Below are 13,477 nucleotides of genomic sequence, written 5' to 3' on the forward strand. Positions count from 1 at the left end.
AAGATCGCCGCCACGCCAAAGCTCGGTGCAAAGAACCAGCTCGACTGACCCAACGGATACATTAAGAAGACGGAGACGAAGACGGCGATCGGACCGGTGAAGGCGATCGCGTTGTAAGGACGAATGCCAACGAGGCGAGCAATCTCAATCTGACGCAGGCAGAAGCCAATGAGGGCAAAGGCGCCATGTAGAGCGACGAAGCTCCACAAGCCACCAATCTGGAACCAGCGGGTCAAGTCACCTTGCGCTTCGGGTCCCCACAAGAATAGGAGGGAGTGACCAAAGCTGTCTGCAGGGGTGGAGACGGCGACGGTCAGAAAGTTGCAGCCTTCGAGATAAGACGAGGCTAACCCGTGGGTGTACCACGAGGTGACAAAGGTGGTGCCGGTCAACCAGCCGCCTAACGCTAGGTAAGCGCAGGGGAACAGCAGTAACCCAGACCAACCGACAAAGACGAAGCGATCGCGTTTCAGCCAATCGTCGAGAACGTCAAACGCCCCTCGATTCGCTGGCGCGCGCCCGACAGCTATAGTCATAGGGTCAAATCCTCTAGCTTTACTAAAATTGCAGACTCTCCATCACAATGTTTCCAGAGAGGGAGTGAATTCATATGTCTATACATAATAGGAGAAATCAGAAATTTAACAAAGCGACACGTACAATCTCAGATAAATTAACTCGACCTGATTATCTCTGCACACCCTTGACAATCGAGCGTTTAGTGGCTTGAAGTTGTTACCCGATCGCTCCAAAGACTCGCTTAACGTCATCAATACTGGTAAATCAGTAGGCAATTATACTTGTTACAAGCTCGGTTATGAGCGATCGCGTTCGTTTTGTCGCATTTTGATACAAAGAAACTGTAGAAGTTTGACACAAAATTAAATAAAAGTTAATTTTTGCCCTATTCTCTACTGTCAAGTGTCTTAAGGAATGTGTTGCAGCACTGAAAGCTACTGTAAGCGGAGACAGTAACCCACATCCGTTAAGATAGGGATCTGCGATCGTTGTGGCTAAATATGACTGCACAAACCACTGCTTCTGAAACAAGTGTCTTGCGTCAACCGGTAATTGGTTCACGCCGATTCAGCAATTACTGGTGGGCGGTGATTGTTTCTGCCGGAGCACTAGGCTTTCTACTGTCTGGCATTTCAAGTTATTTCCATGTCAATCTGCTGCCGTTTTCTGATCCGACCCAGCTAGTCTTTATCCCACAAGGTATTGCCATGGGGTTTTACGGGCTAGCTGGTACCCTTTTTAGCCTCTACCTATGGCTAACGATCGTTTGGGATGTTGGCGGCGGCTACAACGAATTTGACAAGCAAAAAGGGGAAGTCAAGATTTTTCGCTGGGGCTTCCCTGGCAAGAATCGCAAAATTGAGCTGATCTGCAAGATTGCTGATGTGCAGGCAGTAAGGGTAGATTTGCGAGAAGGCTTAAACCCCAAGCGCACGCTGTCTTTGCGAGTAAAGGGCAAGCGTGATGTACCGCTTACAAGGGTCGGTCAGCCGTTATCACTTTCACAACTAGAAAATGAGGGAGCCGAACTCGCTCGCTTTTTAAGTGTGCCCCTCGAAGGATTGTAGGGAAAGGCTTCGATAGCTCATGTCATAATTGGTTGTTTTGGTTCAGATTAGGTGAATTGATATGCTCAGGACTTTGCGACAGTGGCTTGTTTTGATGGTCGTCACCAGCGCGATCGTCTTAGGTGGATGTTCACCTCAGGGAGGAGCGCAATCGTCTGCTGCTAGCCCTTCGCCAACACAAACAGCATCGACCCCAGTAACTCCGGCAAGCAGCCCTCAGACTGTAGGGCTTCCCCGGCTGAATGGAACAGCAACAGTGGCACTCGTCGTTAAGGGCAGTACCATTACGGCTGAAATTGACGGTACTAATGCGCCGGTCACGGCAGGGAACTTTGTAGACCTAGTGCAGCGTGGTGTTTACAACGGGTTAGTCTTTCACCGAGTCGTGCGTGAACCGCAGCCCTTTGTTGTGCAAGGTGGCGATCCGCAGAGTAAAAACCCAAACTTTCCACCCGAACAATTGGGTACTGGTAGCTTTATCGATCCAGCGACCAGTCAACCGCGTTATGTGCCGCTAGAGATTTTACCTGTAGGAGCAAAAGCTCCGGTGTATAGCAAAACGTTTGCAGAGGCTGGCATCACTGCGAAGCCAAAGCTAACTCATAAGCGGGGTGCCCTGGCAATGGCACGATCGCAGCCCCCCGATTCTGCTTCCTCACAGTTTTACATCACCCTGGCTGATATCAACTTTTTGGATGGCAACTATGCTGTGTTTGGTTATGTGACGCAGGGCATGGAGACGGTAGATAAGATTCAGCAGGGCGATCGCATTGAATCTGCGAAGGTAGTCAAAGGGCTGGAGAACCTGAAGACTGACGCAAAGTCTTAGGTTAGAAAAGGATAATGGCGGAAAGGTAAAGGCTGAAGTGAGGGAAGCAATTTTATCCTTCAGCCCTTAGCCTTCCCAAAACTATGGACGTTGTGGTGACTGGCATCGGTCTAGCTTCGGCGTTGGGGTCGCTAGACGAAACCTGGAAGCGTTTACTTGCAGGCGAGTCGGGTATTCAGCAACAGCAACCCTTCCCCACGTTTGCACCCTGCCCGCTGGCGCTTATTGGAAACCAACCCACCGCTTTAGTTGAGTTAACACAGCGGGTAGCGGCAGCAGCACTCAAGGATGCTGGCTTGCTGCCGCCATTGAATGATTGTGCGATCGTGGTTGGTTCGAGCCGAGGCAACCAAGCAGAGTGGGAACGCCTAATAAGAGCACGATGGGAGCAAGAAACGGCTAGGGTGACTGATGCCAGCTACCCATCTTTTAACCCCTTAAACTGGCATGAGACGCTGCCTCATGCCGCTGCGATCGCTACTGCCCAATATGTGCAGACAACAGCTAGTGTGCAAGCGCCGATGGCAGCCTGTGCAACCGGACTCTGGGCGATTGCCCAAGGCTTTGAGCTAGTTCGTACCGGACGGTATGAATGTGTGCTTGCAGGTGCGATCGAAACGCCGATTACGCCCCTTACGCTGGCAGGTTTCGCGCAAATGGGAGCATCCGCACGGACTGGAGCACATCCCTTCGATCGCAGGCGAGAAGGACTGGTACTGGCTGAAGGCGGAGCCATCCTGGTGTTAGAAGCAGCTGATCGGGCAACGCAGCGCAATGCTCCTATCTATGGTCATATTTTGGGCGCCGGGTTAACGGCAGATGGCTATCATGTCAGTACACCCGAGCCAGGAGGTCGCATGGCGATCGCTGCCATTCAACAATGCTTACAACGAGCCAACCTTGATGCAGCGACGATTGGCTATATTCATGCCCACGGTACAGCAACCACGCTTAACGATCGTAATGAGGCGCATCTGATCCAGACTCTTTTCCCAGAGGTGCCAGTCAGTTCTACGAAGGGAGCCACTGGTCACACGCTTGGCGCGTCAGGGGCGATCGGCGCTGCCTTTTGCCTAATGGCATTAAAGCACCAATTATTGCCGCCTTGCGTGGGCTTAAAGCAACCGGAGTTTTCGCTCAATTTTGTGATGCAGCCGCAGCCCTATTTTGTGAATGCCGTTCTCTGCCTCAGCTTTGGTTTCGGTGGGCAAAATGCCGCGATCGCCTTTGCTGCATCGGCAAGGGATGGAGACAGTGCCAATTAGCAGGCAAGGAATTTCAACGATTTTCACGTAGGCTAACAGCTAGCCTTGTACTAAATTTGCTTTAAGCGCAGCTAATACGCTCTTTTAGGGCATAGCATTGCTGTGCCCCAGCCCACACGTTAATTGGTGGCGTACACTACAGCGGCTTTAGAGACTAGCAGTTTTACCTGTTTCTGCCTGGGTCGGAATCGCTTGAATATTACTGTAGCCCATGCCGCTAGCGATCTCACGCAGGAGCGAAATTTGATCTTCGAAATCCAGCCCTTCAATTTGTCCAAGAGCAGCAGTAACGGACTGCTCAGCCTGATAGTTACCTGGCATACCAATGACGCTTTGCCCCATTGCTTGTGCCCAGGCATACCAAACCATAAGCTGATTATTTTCTTTCAACGCACCATACGCATGGGAGTAATCTGTATCTGCGCCATTGACAATCTCTCGCATCACGTCGAGCTGTTGATCGTGCGACAAGCGATAGAAATCATCCATTAGTAGGGGGGCTAACTCTGGCTCTGTTGCAGCAGGAGCAGCAGGAGTCACCGAGTCTCCCATCTTTTTGTACACCAGGTACAGCAACGCTAGCTTGGCATCAACATCTAACTTGTTGTAAGCGTTAAGAGCACCCTGAGCATGCTCAGGAAGATAGGCGGATGATGACACATTTTGACTGGCAGATTGAGACATAAAAATACTCCATGTGCATGGTTTCTCCTAATGGTGTATCGAACTTTACAATTTCTATCGCCCTTCCAAAGGCTGAGGTTCAACCTTTAGAAGGGTAAATCTAAGTCTCTCGTGGGAGTGAGAAGCAGAATCTACCCAAAGGGGTTCAGCTAAAGAGGGATCGCTTTGTTACTGTAGCCACATTACTTAAATGGTTCTAACAAGGAGTCTTATATGTCTGAAGCTGTTAATAATGCCTCTACATCTGAAAATTATGATGCTCAACAAACAGTTGAGGAGATTCAAGAGGGCGATCGCAAAGCCCCTACTGCAAATGTAGAGGCTGACTACGAAGCGTCGAAGCAGTTCAGCACTAGCCCGATTGATAGTACTGAAGCAGGCGCCGCGGCGGCTGAGGCAGCAACCGCACCCAACTTTGCTATCCCAAAGCCTGACGAAACAGCTTCCACGCTTGACTCCACAGGCAATCCTGATGCATATAAGGACATGGCAAAGGATGTGGGTTCCTCGGTATCTGGCTCCACAGGTGCAACCACGGATGAGCTATATCAAAAGGCACTGGAGAAAGGCAAACCTGGCGCATAAGTCTGCTATGCATGCTTAATTGAGCTTTGAAGTAGAGGGGTTGGCGATCGCCAACCCCTTTGTTGTGTTTGGAGGACAGCTTATCAGTGCAATGCTTTCTAAGCTAAACCGTTTCCTGGCAGAGCTTTCCCGTTTTCAAGCCATCCAAATGTGCCAGGGAGTACAATTTGTTGGTGTAAAAGCCGTTTAATGACTGGTTAGGGCGCGATCGCGCAGGCTATGAAGTAGCGTTAGGACTTCAGATAGCTCCAAAAACGGTATTTTCAAAACGGTGGTTTCAAGCCAGCGCAAATTGCTCTGCTGAGACAAGCCGCTCCCGTTTTCCATTCAGCATCCATAACCTAACAACCGTTTAAGAGGAGTGTAGACATGACTCGGTTCGATCGCCGTCAGTTTCTGATTTATGGTTCAGCCGCACTGGGCAGCAGCGTGTTATTCAATGCCTGTGCCAGTCCTCCCAGCACCACTAGCAACCCTGCATCACCCTCTACGGCAGCATCTCTTAACACGGCTGCGACTGGGTTTAAGGCAGCCATGGTTTTACCAGGCATCATCACTGACAAAGCCTGGAACCAGGCAGGCTATACCGGACTAGAAGAAATCAAGTCTAAATTGGGAGCCGAAACTGCCTACGTTGAAAAAGTCGGGCAAGCAGACCAGGCAGAGGCATTGTCTGATTTTGCACGGCGTGGTTTCAATCTCGTCTACGCGCATGGTGGACAGTTTGATGCTGCTGCCAAGCAGGTTGCTGCTCAGTTTCCAAAAACATTTTTTGTCGTTGTCAATGGTGCTGCTACTGGCACCAATGTGGCTTCCCTACGGCTCGACAACCTGCAAGTTAGCTATCTCTGCGGCATCCTCGCTGCTTCGGTCAGCAAGTCGGGCAAGCTCGCTTACATTGCTGGACAGGAATTTTTGGCGACTCAAGAAGAGCTACGTGGCTATACGCTAGGCGCAAAATCAGTGAATCCAGCGATTCAGATTGCCTCTACCTTTACAGGTGACTGGAACGATGCCGCAAAAGCCAAAGAAGCTGTGAATGCGCTCGTTTCTGCAGGAGCCGATGTGGTTTACCCGTGGCTGGACAACGCAGCACCAACGGCACTGAAGACGGCTGAAGAGAAGGGAGCCTACACGATCGGCAACACCGTTGATCAATTTGACGTTACACCCAAAACGATTCTTACCAGTGCCGTCAAGCGGATTGATCTGGCGATCGGCAAACTTGCGGCTCTCTCATCTAAAAACGAACTTAAAGGTCAGCTTTATTCGTTAGGTTTAGAAGAACCAGATATTTTGTACCTTGGCAAATATGGCGCTTCTGTTCCTCAAGCGCTACAAGATAAAGTGAAGGCAACCCAAGAGGCAATCCTGGCGAAAAAGATCACCTTTGAAAGCTGCTCGGAAGCTGGTAAAGATACTCGGTGTGTTAAAGGAGCATAAAGAGGAGCGAGAAGAGGGTTGGGGGAAATGGCGATGCAGGAGAAGCAGAGGAAGTTTTGAGTTTAGTTTGCCTTCGACCTTTTACCGTTTGCTCTTAACCCTATGCATTCCTCACCCCTCACCCCTAGCCCCCTATCGCCCTACCTCCGCCTCGAAAACATCACCAAACGCTTTGGCAACTTTACGGCGAATGATGGCATCAATCTAGAAATTCAAACGGGTGGCATTCATGCCCTGCTGGGCGAAAATGGTGCAGGCAAGACGACTCTGATGAATATTCTGAGCGGGCTGTATCGTCCAGATGCAGGGCAGATTTATCTCAGTGGGCAGCCCGTCAGTATCACATCGCCTACAGTGGCGATTCAGCAGGGGATTGGCATGATTCACCAGCACTTTATGCTGGTACCACAGTTGTCAGTGGCTGAAAATATCATTCTGGGTACAGGAACAGCATTACGTCTAAACCTGCGGCAGAAAGCGCAGACGATCGCGGCAATGGCAGAAGCCTATGGTCTAGCGATCGATCCCTTTGCTAAAGTGAGCGATCTGCCAGTTGGCGCACAGCAGCGGGTCGAAATTCTGAAAGCATTGTACCGTCAAGCAAAGCTGCTGATTTTAGATGAGCCAACAGCAGTCTTAACGCCACCAGAAATCAAAACGTTTTTTACTGTGTTGCGTCAGCTATCTGCGAAGGGGCACACAATTATTTTCATCAGCCACAAGCTCGAAGAAGTGCTGAGTTTGTGTGATGCTGTGACAGTCTTACGGCGTGGGCAGGTCATTGCTACTACAACTACAGACGGTGCAACCCGTCAGGATTTAGCACGGTTGATGATGGGTCGCGAGGTGCTGTTACAGGTAGACAGAACTGCTGGAACCGTTCAATCAACGGCAGACGATCGCCCTATGTTAGAGATTCAAAATTTACACGTCAGTGACGATCGCGCCCTGGCAGCCTTAAAAGGTGTTTCGTTGCAATTGAGGGCAGGGGAAATTCTGGGTGTGGCAGGTGTGGATGGCAATGGTCAGCGCGAACTGGCGGATGCGATCGCGGGTTTGCGCTCTGCCACTCAAGGCAGCATCACACTTAACGGCGTTGACATCACTCACTGGACAGCGCCACAGCGGGTGAAGCAACTTAAGCTCGGCTACATTCCCGAAGATCGCCAGCAAATGGGGCTGGTCATGCGCTTTAGCATTGCGCGTAATTTGATCCTCAAAGCCTTTCAGCGGTTGCCCTTCTGTCGTCACTGGCTGTTGCAACGAGCGACGATCGACACCCACGCTAACACTGCCATCCAGGCCTTCGATATTCGGGCAACGAGCGGCAACTTACGGGTAAACCAGCTTTCGGGCGGCAACCAGCAAAAAGTGGTGCTGGCGCGAGAACTGGCAGACCAACCAGCCTTGATTATTGCCATGCAGCCCACCCGTGGCTTAGATGTCGGTGCAACTGAGTATGTGCAGAAAGCGCTATTGGCAGAGTGCGATCGTGGTGCGGCAATCCTTTATATCTCCACTGAATTAGAAGAAGTGATGGCAATGAGCGATCGCATTGCGGTGCTGTACGAGGGTCAATTTCTCGCGATTCTGGATGCTCGAACGACTACGATCGCTCAGCTAGGGCTACTGATGGCGGGGGATCGATCGCCTGTGCAGACAGCTAGTTTGGCTGATCGCTTTGAATTTTAATGAAACGTTTGAGTAACACGCTGTGATCGAGCATTAACCAAGTACGATCGCTACCAAACCCTCCAGTCTTCCCACTTTTCGTTAAAGATAGACGTACTCGGAAACGCAGTCGGATTACCGTTTTGGTTGAGCCGCTTTTGCAACGTTTGGAGCTTTGGCGTAGTGCCAGAGCGATCGTCCACAAGCTGGTAGGGATAAATGCCTTGCGAAAGCACAAAGTCTGCGGTGGTTCCGGCGGCAGCACCAACAGACCATTCAAACGAATGGACCCGATAAGCGGCAGCAGCAACGAAACTGGTGGCGATGCTTTTGCTAGCAACTAAGAGATTGTCAAGCCGTTGCGGAATCATCGCTCGTAGTGGAATCTGTCCCGGATAGGACTGTCCATGCGCCTGCCGCACACCCGGACGCTCGATATTACCTGGTTTTTCGGGCGGCGAATCTTGCATACAGGGATGGAAGTCGATCGCATACTGGGAGATACCAACCGAATCAGGGTAGATGGTAGACCGCGATCGACGAGTAACCTGCTCTGGTGAAATATCGTTTACAATCACTTTCCCTGTTTCCAGCCCAGCAAGAGCAATCCAGAGCGATCGATACAGCGATGCAGGCAAGTTCCGGTAATACTCCTGCCGATAGTCTGCACGCGAGACATCAATCTCGTTCACGCTAAAACCGTTGGGATAGCCCGTGGATGACCGACCGATCAGGCGTCGCCCTTCTCGCATATAAGGATATTTAGATAAACCGTGTGCCGTGCCCATTGGTGCGTCAAAGCTAGTCAGCAACCGGTGATTGAGCGCGGGTTTCTTAAAGCCTGCACCCAGTTGCGAATCAGTAGTACCTGCAGCCAACCAGTAGTAGTAGCCCAACGCCAGTTCTTCGCCTTTGCGGAGGGCATCAGTTCGCAAACCGCCTATCCAGTTACCGGGAGAAAGCTGTCCCGTTTGCTGAAGTTGATCCCGGCTGTAAATCAGATTATCTGCTGCCGTACCTGGACGGTAATCGTTGCCCCACACCCAATTCTGCATCGAGATATCACCAGGGGTAGGCGCTGTCACCGTTAACGGTCCAGCCTTGATGCGAGGCCCCGGTTTAGGGCTCCAAATGCGACGGTAGGTGAAGACAAAGTTGAAGTCAGCTTTGCGATAGTCGGCATCGTAGCCGTAGTAAGGCTCGTACTGCTCGTAAAAGGGGGGCTTTTGCTGAGGCTGCTCCGTTGCCGTTTGCTCCATCGCAAAGGTGTAGGTGAAGCCTTGCAGGCAGTAAGGATCACCTGTTTCTGTAGGCGATGAAGGATTCAGGTAGGTACGGGGATCAAGCCCAACCTGATACGGTACATCTGCTAGCGCGATGAGTTCACCTGTTTCAGTGGCATCGACCACAATCCAGCGTTCTCCACGAGGCACAAAGCGAATGATTTGCTTAGTTAGACGTGGCGAATCTTCGTAGCGATAGGCATCTTCGATCGTCTGCGAGAGTGGCTCTGTATTCAGTGGTGGTGTACCCGGTGCCGGACGGTGCTGAATGGCGATCGCTGCTTGAATCAGCTTGCCATCAGCGCTTACATCCAGGCTTTTGATCACTGTAGAGGGAAACCATTGCAGCGTGCCTTTACCTTTTTTCGCTGCGTCTTGCAGCATCTCGGTCAAAATTTGCTCTGCGTCATTTGGTAAAAAGCACGAGACGCTAACCCAGCATTCACCCGGATTGAGCTTGCCATACTTACGTTCAATCCGCTGACGCAGCTCGTTGTAGCCTCGTGAGTAAAACAACAGCGCTCGCTGCTTCTTTGCCTCATCCAGGGCAGAGGTACCTTGCGATGTCAGTTGCCCACCAACCCAATCCGTCAGTTCCGTCAGACAAACGGTGCGCCCAGCTTGCAGTGCTTCGTACGCCGTTGCAACGCCTGCAACGCCACCACCAGCCACCAGTAGTTCACAGTTAACCGTGCGATCGAGCGATCGCGGCAGGTTGGTCGGCACCATCAAATTATTCTGAGCAGGCGCACGAACTGCCCAACTCGCGATGCTTATCGTTAGAAAAAAGACAATTGCTAACCTGACAGAACGGTGCCAGCGAGAACGTTTAAACATGCAAAGTTTAAGAATGCAGTTGGGGTAAGACTCCTAGCTCTAGACTATTGCTTACTTCTTAGAAGCATCGAAAGAAACGATCGCTGGAAGCAGTCAGTTCAGTTAATGCCCTCTGAGCCACAAGCAATCAGTCAAAAGCATGGGTCTGAGTAAACACACTACAATCGCCTCAATCCCGCAATCGTTTCAGTGATGCCTTACTCATTTAATGAGGAACGCTTCCCGGTGTCTCATGTTCCCGATAGTCAGCCTCTACCCAGCAACGTGGCAGATCTTCTCCCGATGGAAAAATCAGTGTATCTTTGGCGATCGGTTCCTGGTCTTGCTCTTCTTGACCCGACTGCACACGCCCTGAAATCTTGTCCTTCGCTGGATTGACCAAATCAACAATCTCAACCACTTCAATCAGCGAACCAGTGCGTTTGTCTTGTAGCAACATCCATGTTTCCTCGATACGTCGATGGGCAGCCCTGCCGTTAGTGAGAACGTTACTGAATAACGTCCCAACCATCCCATCGTTGAACACATCTTATTAAAGGGGAGGATCTTGGTTTTTGCGCCATCCTGCGGGAAGAGAATTGTAGTGGTGCTCACTTGCCTTTCCTCCACCCTATACTCCTTCTGTTATAGAAGTATGACGATCTGTCCAGGTTGACCTAGCCGGTTTCAGCGTCCTTTTTCTGCCAACCAGTAGCCCAAAATGATGCCCAAAAAACTGGCGATCAGATCTATGGCATCCAACGTGCGGTTCGGTGAGAACACCTGTAGCAACTCTTCGGTCAGCGCCCCGATCGCAAAGAGGAAAGGAAACAGCGGCAGTGCGATCGTTCCCAGCCGGATGCAACGATACTGCAACACACGATGCCCTAAGTAGGTGGCGATGCCATACAACACCAGATGTCCCACTTTGTCGTAAAACGGGATGCGGTTAAGCTGCGGCGGTAGATTGCCTGTGTATGCCAACAGTAGAATAAGCAGCAAAAGGCTGGCATAAAGCGCTGCCAAAAGCCTCCAGCCCAGTCGTGATACTTTGCATGATTGCAGTCTCATAGGGTTTCAACGCTCTACGGGTTTGCTTGACTACTGCTTGCACTCAGCCATTTTCGTAGGCTTCACGTAGGCTTGATGCAACCATAAGCCGTCAGCCGGACGAAGGCACTCGATCGTGCTCACTCATAGTGCCGCCTAGATGGGGCATAATGATGAGGTTTTTAATATCGAAGAACGATCGCGAAGAGTCATTGACCGTCTCCGCCAGTCGTTAAACTAAACTCATCTTCCCCACTTCAGCAGACTTTCACCCGCCATGCGAACCCATTACTGTGGTCAACTCCGAGCCGAGCACATTGGAGCGACAGTTTCTCTCTGTGGCTGGGTCGATCGCCGTCGTGATCATGGCGGCGTCATCTTTGTGGATCTGCGCGATCGTAGCGGCATCATCCAAATCGTCAGTGATCCCGAACGTACTCCCAGCTCTTATCAGCAAGCAGGCGATCTACGAAACGAGTACGTGGTGCAAATTTCGGGTCGAGTCACCAAGCGCCCTGATGACTCTCTCAATCCACGGTTAGGGACAGGCGAAGTCGAAATTTATGCCGATCGCATTGAAATTCTGAATGCGGTTCGCAAGCAATTGCCTTTTCAGGTATCTACGGCTGAAAACGAAACGGTGCGCGAAGAGTTGCGTCTCAAGTATCGCTACCTCGATTTGCGACGTGAACGGATGAGCCAAAACCTGCAACTGCGCCATGCTTTGAACAAAACCATTCGTCGCTACCTGGAAGATGCAGAAGGCTTCATCGAAGTTGAAACGCCCATCTTGACGCGATCGACCCCCGAAGGTGCCCGCGATTACCTCGTCCCCTCACGAGTTAACGCAGGTGAATGGTACGCACTGCCGCAATCGCCACAGCTATTTAAGCAACTATTGATGGTGTCGGGGTGCGATCGCTATTATCAAATTGCCCGCTGCTTTCGTGATGAAGACTTAAGAGCCGATCGTCAGCCCGAATTCACCCAACTTGACATGGAAATGAGCTTCATGTCGCAAGAAGAAATTCTCAACCTGAACGAAGGCTTGGTTTCCCATCTGCTCAAGACGCTTAAAGACATTGAAATCCCTCGTCCGTTCCCCCGGCTCACCTACGCTGAGGCAATGGATCGCTACGGTTCCGACAAGCCTGACACGCGCTATGGGCTGGAATTGGTCAACGTCTCAGACATTGTGAAAGACTCTGGCTTCAAAGTCTTTGCCGATGCCGTGTCAAAAGGTGGCATCGTCAAAATTCTACCGATCCCCGGCGGCAACGACTTGATTTCCAACGTGCGAATCAAGCCTGGTGGCGATTTGTTTAAGGAAGCCGCTGAAGCTGGTGCACGAGGCTTGGCGTACATTCGCGTGCGGGATGATGGCGAAATTGATACGATCGGTGCCATCAAAGACAACCTTACCGATGCCCAAAAGCAAGAAATTCTGACTCGTACAGGCGCAAAAGCAGGACATCTGCTGCTATTTGGTGCCGGAGACACCGCTACAGTAAACAAAACCCTCGATCGCCTGCGTCAGGTGCTGGGTCGCGAACTGAATCTGATTGACCCGAACAAAATCAATTTGCTGTGGGTGACAGACTTCCCCATGTTTGAGTGGAACGCTGACGAAAAGCGCCTGGAAGCACTTCACCATCCCTTTACCGCACCCAACCTCGATGATCTCGATGACCTGAAAACGGCTCGCTCTCAGGCATACGATCTGGTCTACAACGGCTTTGAGGTCGGCGGCGGCAGTGTGCGGATTCACCAACCGGACATTCAAGCACAAGTGTTTGAACTGATTGGTCTCTCTGAAGAAGAAGCACACAATAAGTTTGGCTTTTTGCTCGAAGCCTTTGAATACGGTGCCCCGCCCCACGGTGGTATCGCCTACGGACTCGATCGCTGGGCAATGCTGCTCACAGGTGAAGAATCGATTCGTGATGCGATCGCCTTCCCCAAAACCCAGCAGGCGCGTTGTTTGCTTACAGGCGCACCCTCCAGTGTGGATGGCAAGCAACTTAAGGAACTCAATGTTGCTTCTACGCACAAACCTAAACCAGCAGCACAGAATAGCTAATGCGGTTGAGTCGTGGCTAAGTTTTCGATCGTAGCCATCCATGCAGCATTGCCATGGATACCATTGAGCAATGCTAGAACACTGAGCTGACATTCAAGTTTTTTCAGTGTCAGCCTGTACACGATCGCTCTGGTCGCTTTCTTGTCCCTGGCTAAAAAGTGATCGAGTGATTAAGATGCAAGTCA

The 13,477-nt window shown here is 51.1% G+C and carries 13 protein-coding genes and 1 pseudogene; 8 read left to right on the forward strand and 6 right to left on the reverse strand.

The window, feature by feature from the left end; translation table 11 throughout:
- A pseudogene (locus tag H6F86_RS07240) lies at nt 1-536 on the reverse strand (photosystem II D2 protein (photosystem q(a) protein)); the annotation flags it as partial.
- 483 nt (nt 537-1,019) lie between these two features.
- Between H6F86_RS07240 and H6F86_RS07245 the strand changes: the two are divergent.
- From H6F86_RS07245 to H6F86_RS07255, 3 genes are all read left to right on the forward strand, one after another.
- Nucleotides 1,020-1,586 carry a photosystem I assembly protein Ycf4 gene (locus H6F86_RS07245; protein WP_190447577.1) on the forward strand — a complete coding sequence of 189 codons (567 nt, stop codon included), beginning with the start codon at nt 1,020-1,022 and terminating at the stop codon, nt 1,584-1,586.
- A gap of 61 nt (nt 1,587-1,647) precedes the next feature.
- A complete protein-coding gene (locus tag H6F86_RS07250; protein WP_190447579.1) occupies nt 1,648-2,415 on the forward strand; it encodes a peptidylprolyl isomerase in 768 nt (255 codons plus the stop codon).
- An 83-nt stretch (nt 2,416-2,498) separates the two neighbouring features.
- Nucleotides 2,499-3,680 carry a beta-ketoacyl-ACP synthase gene (locus tag H6F86_RS07255; RefSeq protein WP_190447581.1) on the forward strand — a complete coding sequence of 394 codons (1,182 nt, stop codon included), beginning with the start codon at nt 2,499-2,501 and terminating at the stop codon, nt 3,678-3,680.
- Nucleotides 3,681-3,827: 147 nt separating this feature from the next.
- Here the strand turns inward: H6F86_RS07255 and H6F86_RS07260 are convergent, their stop codons facing one another.
- Nucleotides 3,828-4,364 carry an orange carotenoid protein N-terminal domain-containing protein gene (locus tag H6F86_RS07260; RefSeq protein ID WP_190447582.1) on the reverse strand — a complete coding sequence of 179 codons (537 nt, stop codon included), beginning with the start codon at nt 4,362-4,364 and terminating at the stop codon, nt 3,828-3,830.
- A 213-nt stretch (nt 4,365-4,577) separates the two neighbouring features.
- On the opposite strand from H6F86_RS07260, the gene H6F86_RS07265 reads away from it, so the two are divergent.
- Complete coding sequence (locus tag H6F86_RS07265) at nt 4,578-4,949, forward strand: hypothetical protein (protein ID WP_190447584.1); 372 nt, start codon at nt 4,578-4,580, stop codon at nt 4,947-4,949.
- 19 nt (nt 4,950-4,968) lie between these two features.
- Nucleotides 4,969-5,139, forward strand: a complete 171-nt coding sequence (locus H6F86_RS07270) for a hypothetical protein (protein WP_190447586.1) — start codon at nt 4,969-4,971, stop codon at nt 5,137-5,139.
- Here H6F86_RS07270 and H6F86_RS07275 read toward each other — a convergent pair.
- The gene (locus tag H6F86_RS07275) at nt 5,136-5,276 is read right to left on the reverse strand and encodes a hypothetical protein (RefSeq protein ID WP_190447588.1); all 141 of its coding nucleotides are present in this window, start codon (nt 5,274-5,276) and stop codon (nt 5,136-5,138) included. The two genes, H6F86_RS07270 and H6F86_RS07275, sit on opposite strands and share 4 nt — an antisense overlap.
- Before the next feature lie 42 nt (nt 5,277-5,318).
- Between H6F86_RS07275 and H6F86_RS07280 the strand changes: the two genes are divergently transcribed.
- Together H6F86_RS07280 and H6F86_RS07285 are read left to right on the forward strand one after the other, a co-directional pair.
- Complete coding sequence (locus H6F86_RS07280; protein ID WP_190447590.1) at nt 5,319-6,392, forward strand: BMP family protein; 1,074 nt, start codon at nt 5,319-5,321, stop codon at nt 6,390-6,392.
- A gap of 102 nt (nt 6,393-6,494) precedes the next feature.
- A complete protein-coding gene (locus tag H6F86_RS07285; protein WP_190447592.1) occupies nt 6,495-8,084 on the forward strand; it encodes an ABC transporter ATP-binding protein in 1,590 nt (529 codons plus the stop codon).
- A gap of 50 nt (nt 8,085-8,134) precedes the next feature.
- Here the strand turns inward: H6F86_RS07285 and H6F86_RS07290 are convergent, their stop codons facing one another.
- The 3 genes from H6F86_RS07290 to H6F86_RS07300 form a co-directional block, all read right to left on the reverse strand.
- Nucleotides 8,135-10,183 (reverse strand): FAD-dependent oxidoreductase, encoded by a 2,049-nt coding sequence (locus H6F86_RS07290; RefSeq protein ID WP_347240098.1) that lies wholly within the window; start codon nt 10,181-10,183, stop codon nt 8,135-8,137.
- Nucleotides 10,184-10,388: 205 nt separating this feature from the next.
- The gene (locus tag H6F86_RS07295) at nt 10,389-10,622 is read right to left on the reverse strand and encodes an acetyltransferase (protein ID WP_190447594.1); all 234 of its coding nucleotides are present in this window, start codon (nt 10,620-10,622) and stop codon (nt 10,389-10,391) included.
- A 227-nt stretch (nt 10,623-10,849) separates the two neighbouring features.
- On the reverse strand, nt 10,850-11,233 hold the full coding sequence (locus H6F86_RS07300; RefSeq protein ID WP_190447596.1) for a VanZ family protein: 384 nt from the start codon (nt 11,231-11,233) through the stop codon (nt 10,850-10,852).
- Between the two features lie 256 nt (nt 11,234-11,489).
- Here H6F86_RS07300 and aspS point away from each other — a divergent pair, with 256 nt between their 5' ends.
- Nucleotides 11,490-13,292, forward strand: coding sequence for an aspartate--tRNA ligase (gene aspS, locus H6F86_RS07305; RefSeq protein WP_190447598.1), 1,803 nt, complete (start codon nt 11,490-11,492; stop codon nt 13,290-13,292).
- The last annotated feature ends 185 nt before the right edge of the window (nt 13,293-13,477 follow it).

The organism is Phormidium sp. FACHB-592 (assembly GCF_014695795.1).
In the GTDB taxonomy this organism is placed as follows: Bacteria; Cyanobacteriota; Cyanobacteriia; order Leptolyngbyales; family Leptolyngbyaceae; genus Stenomitos.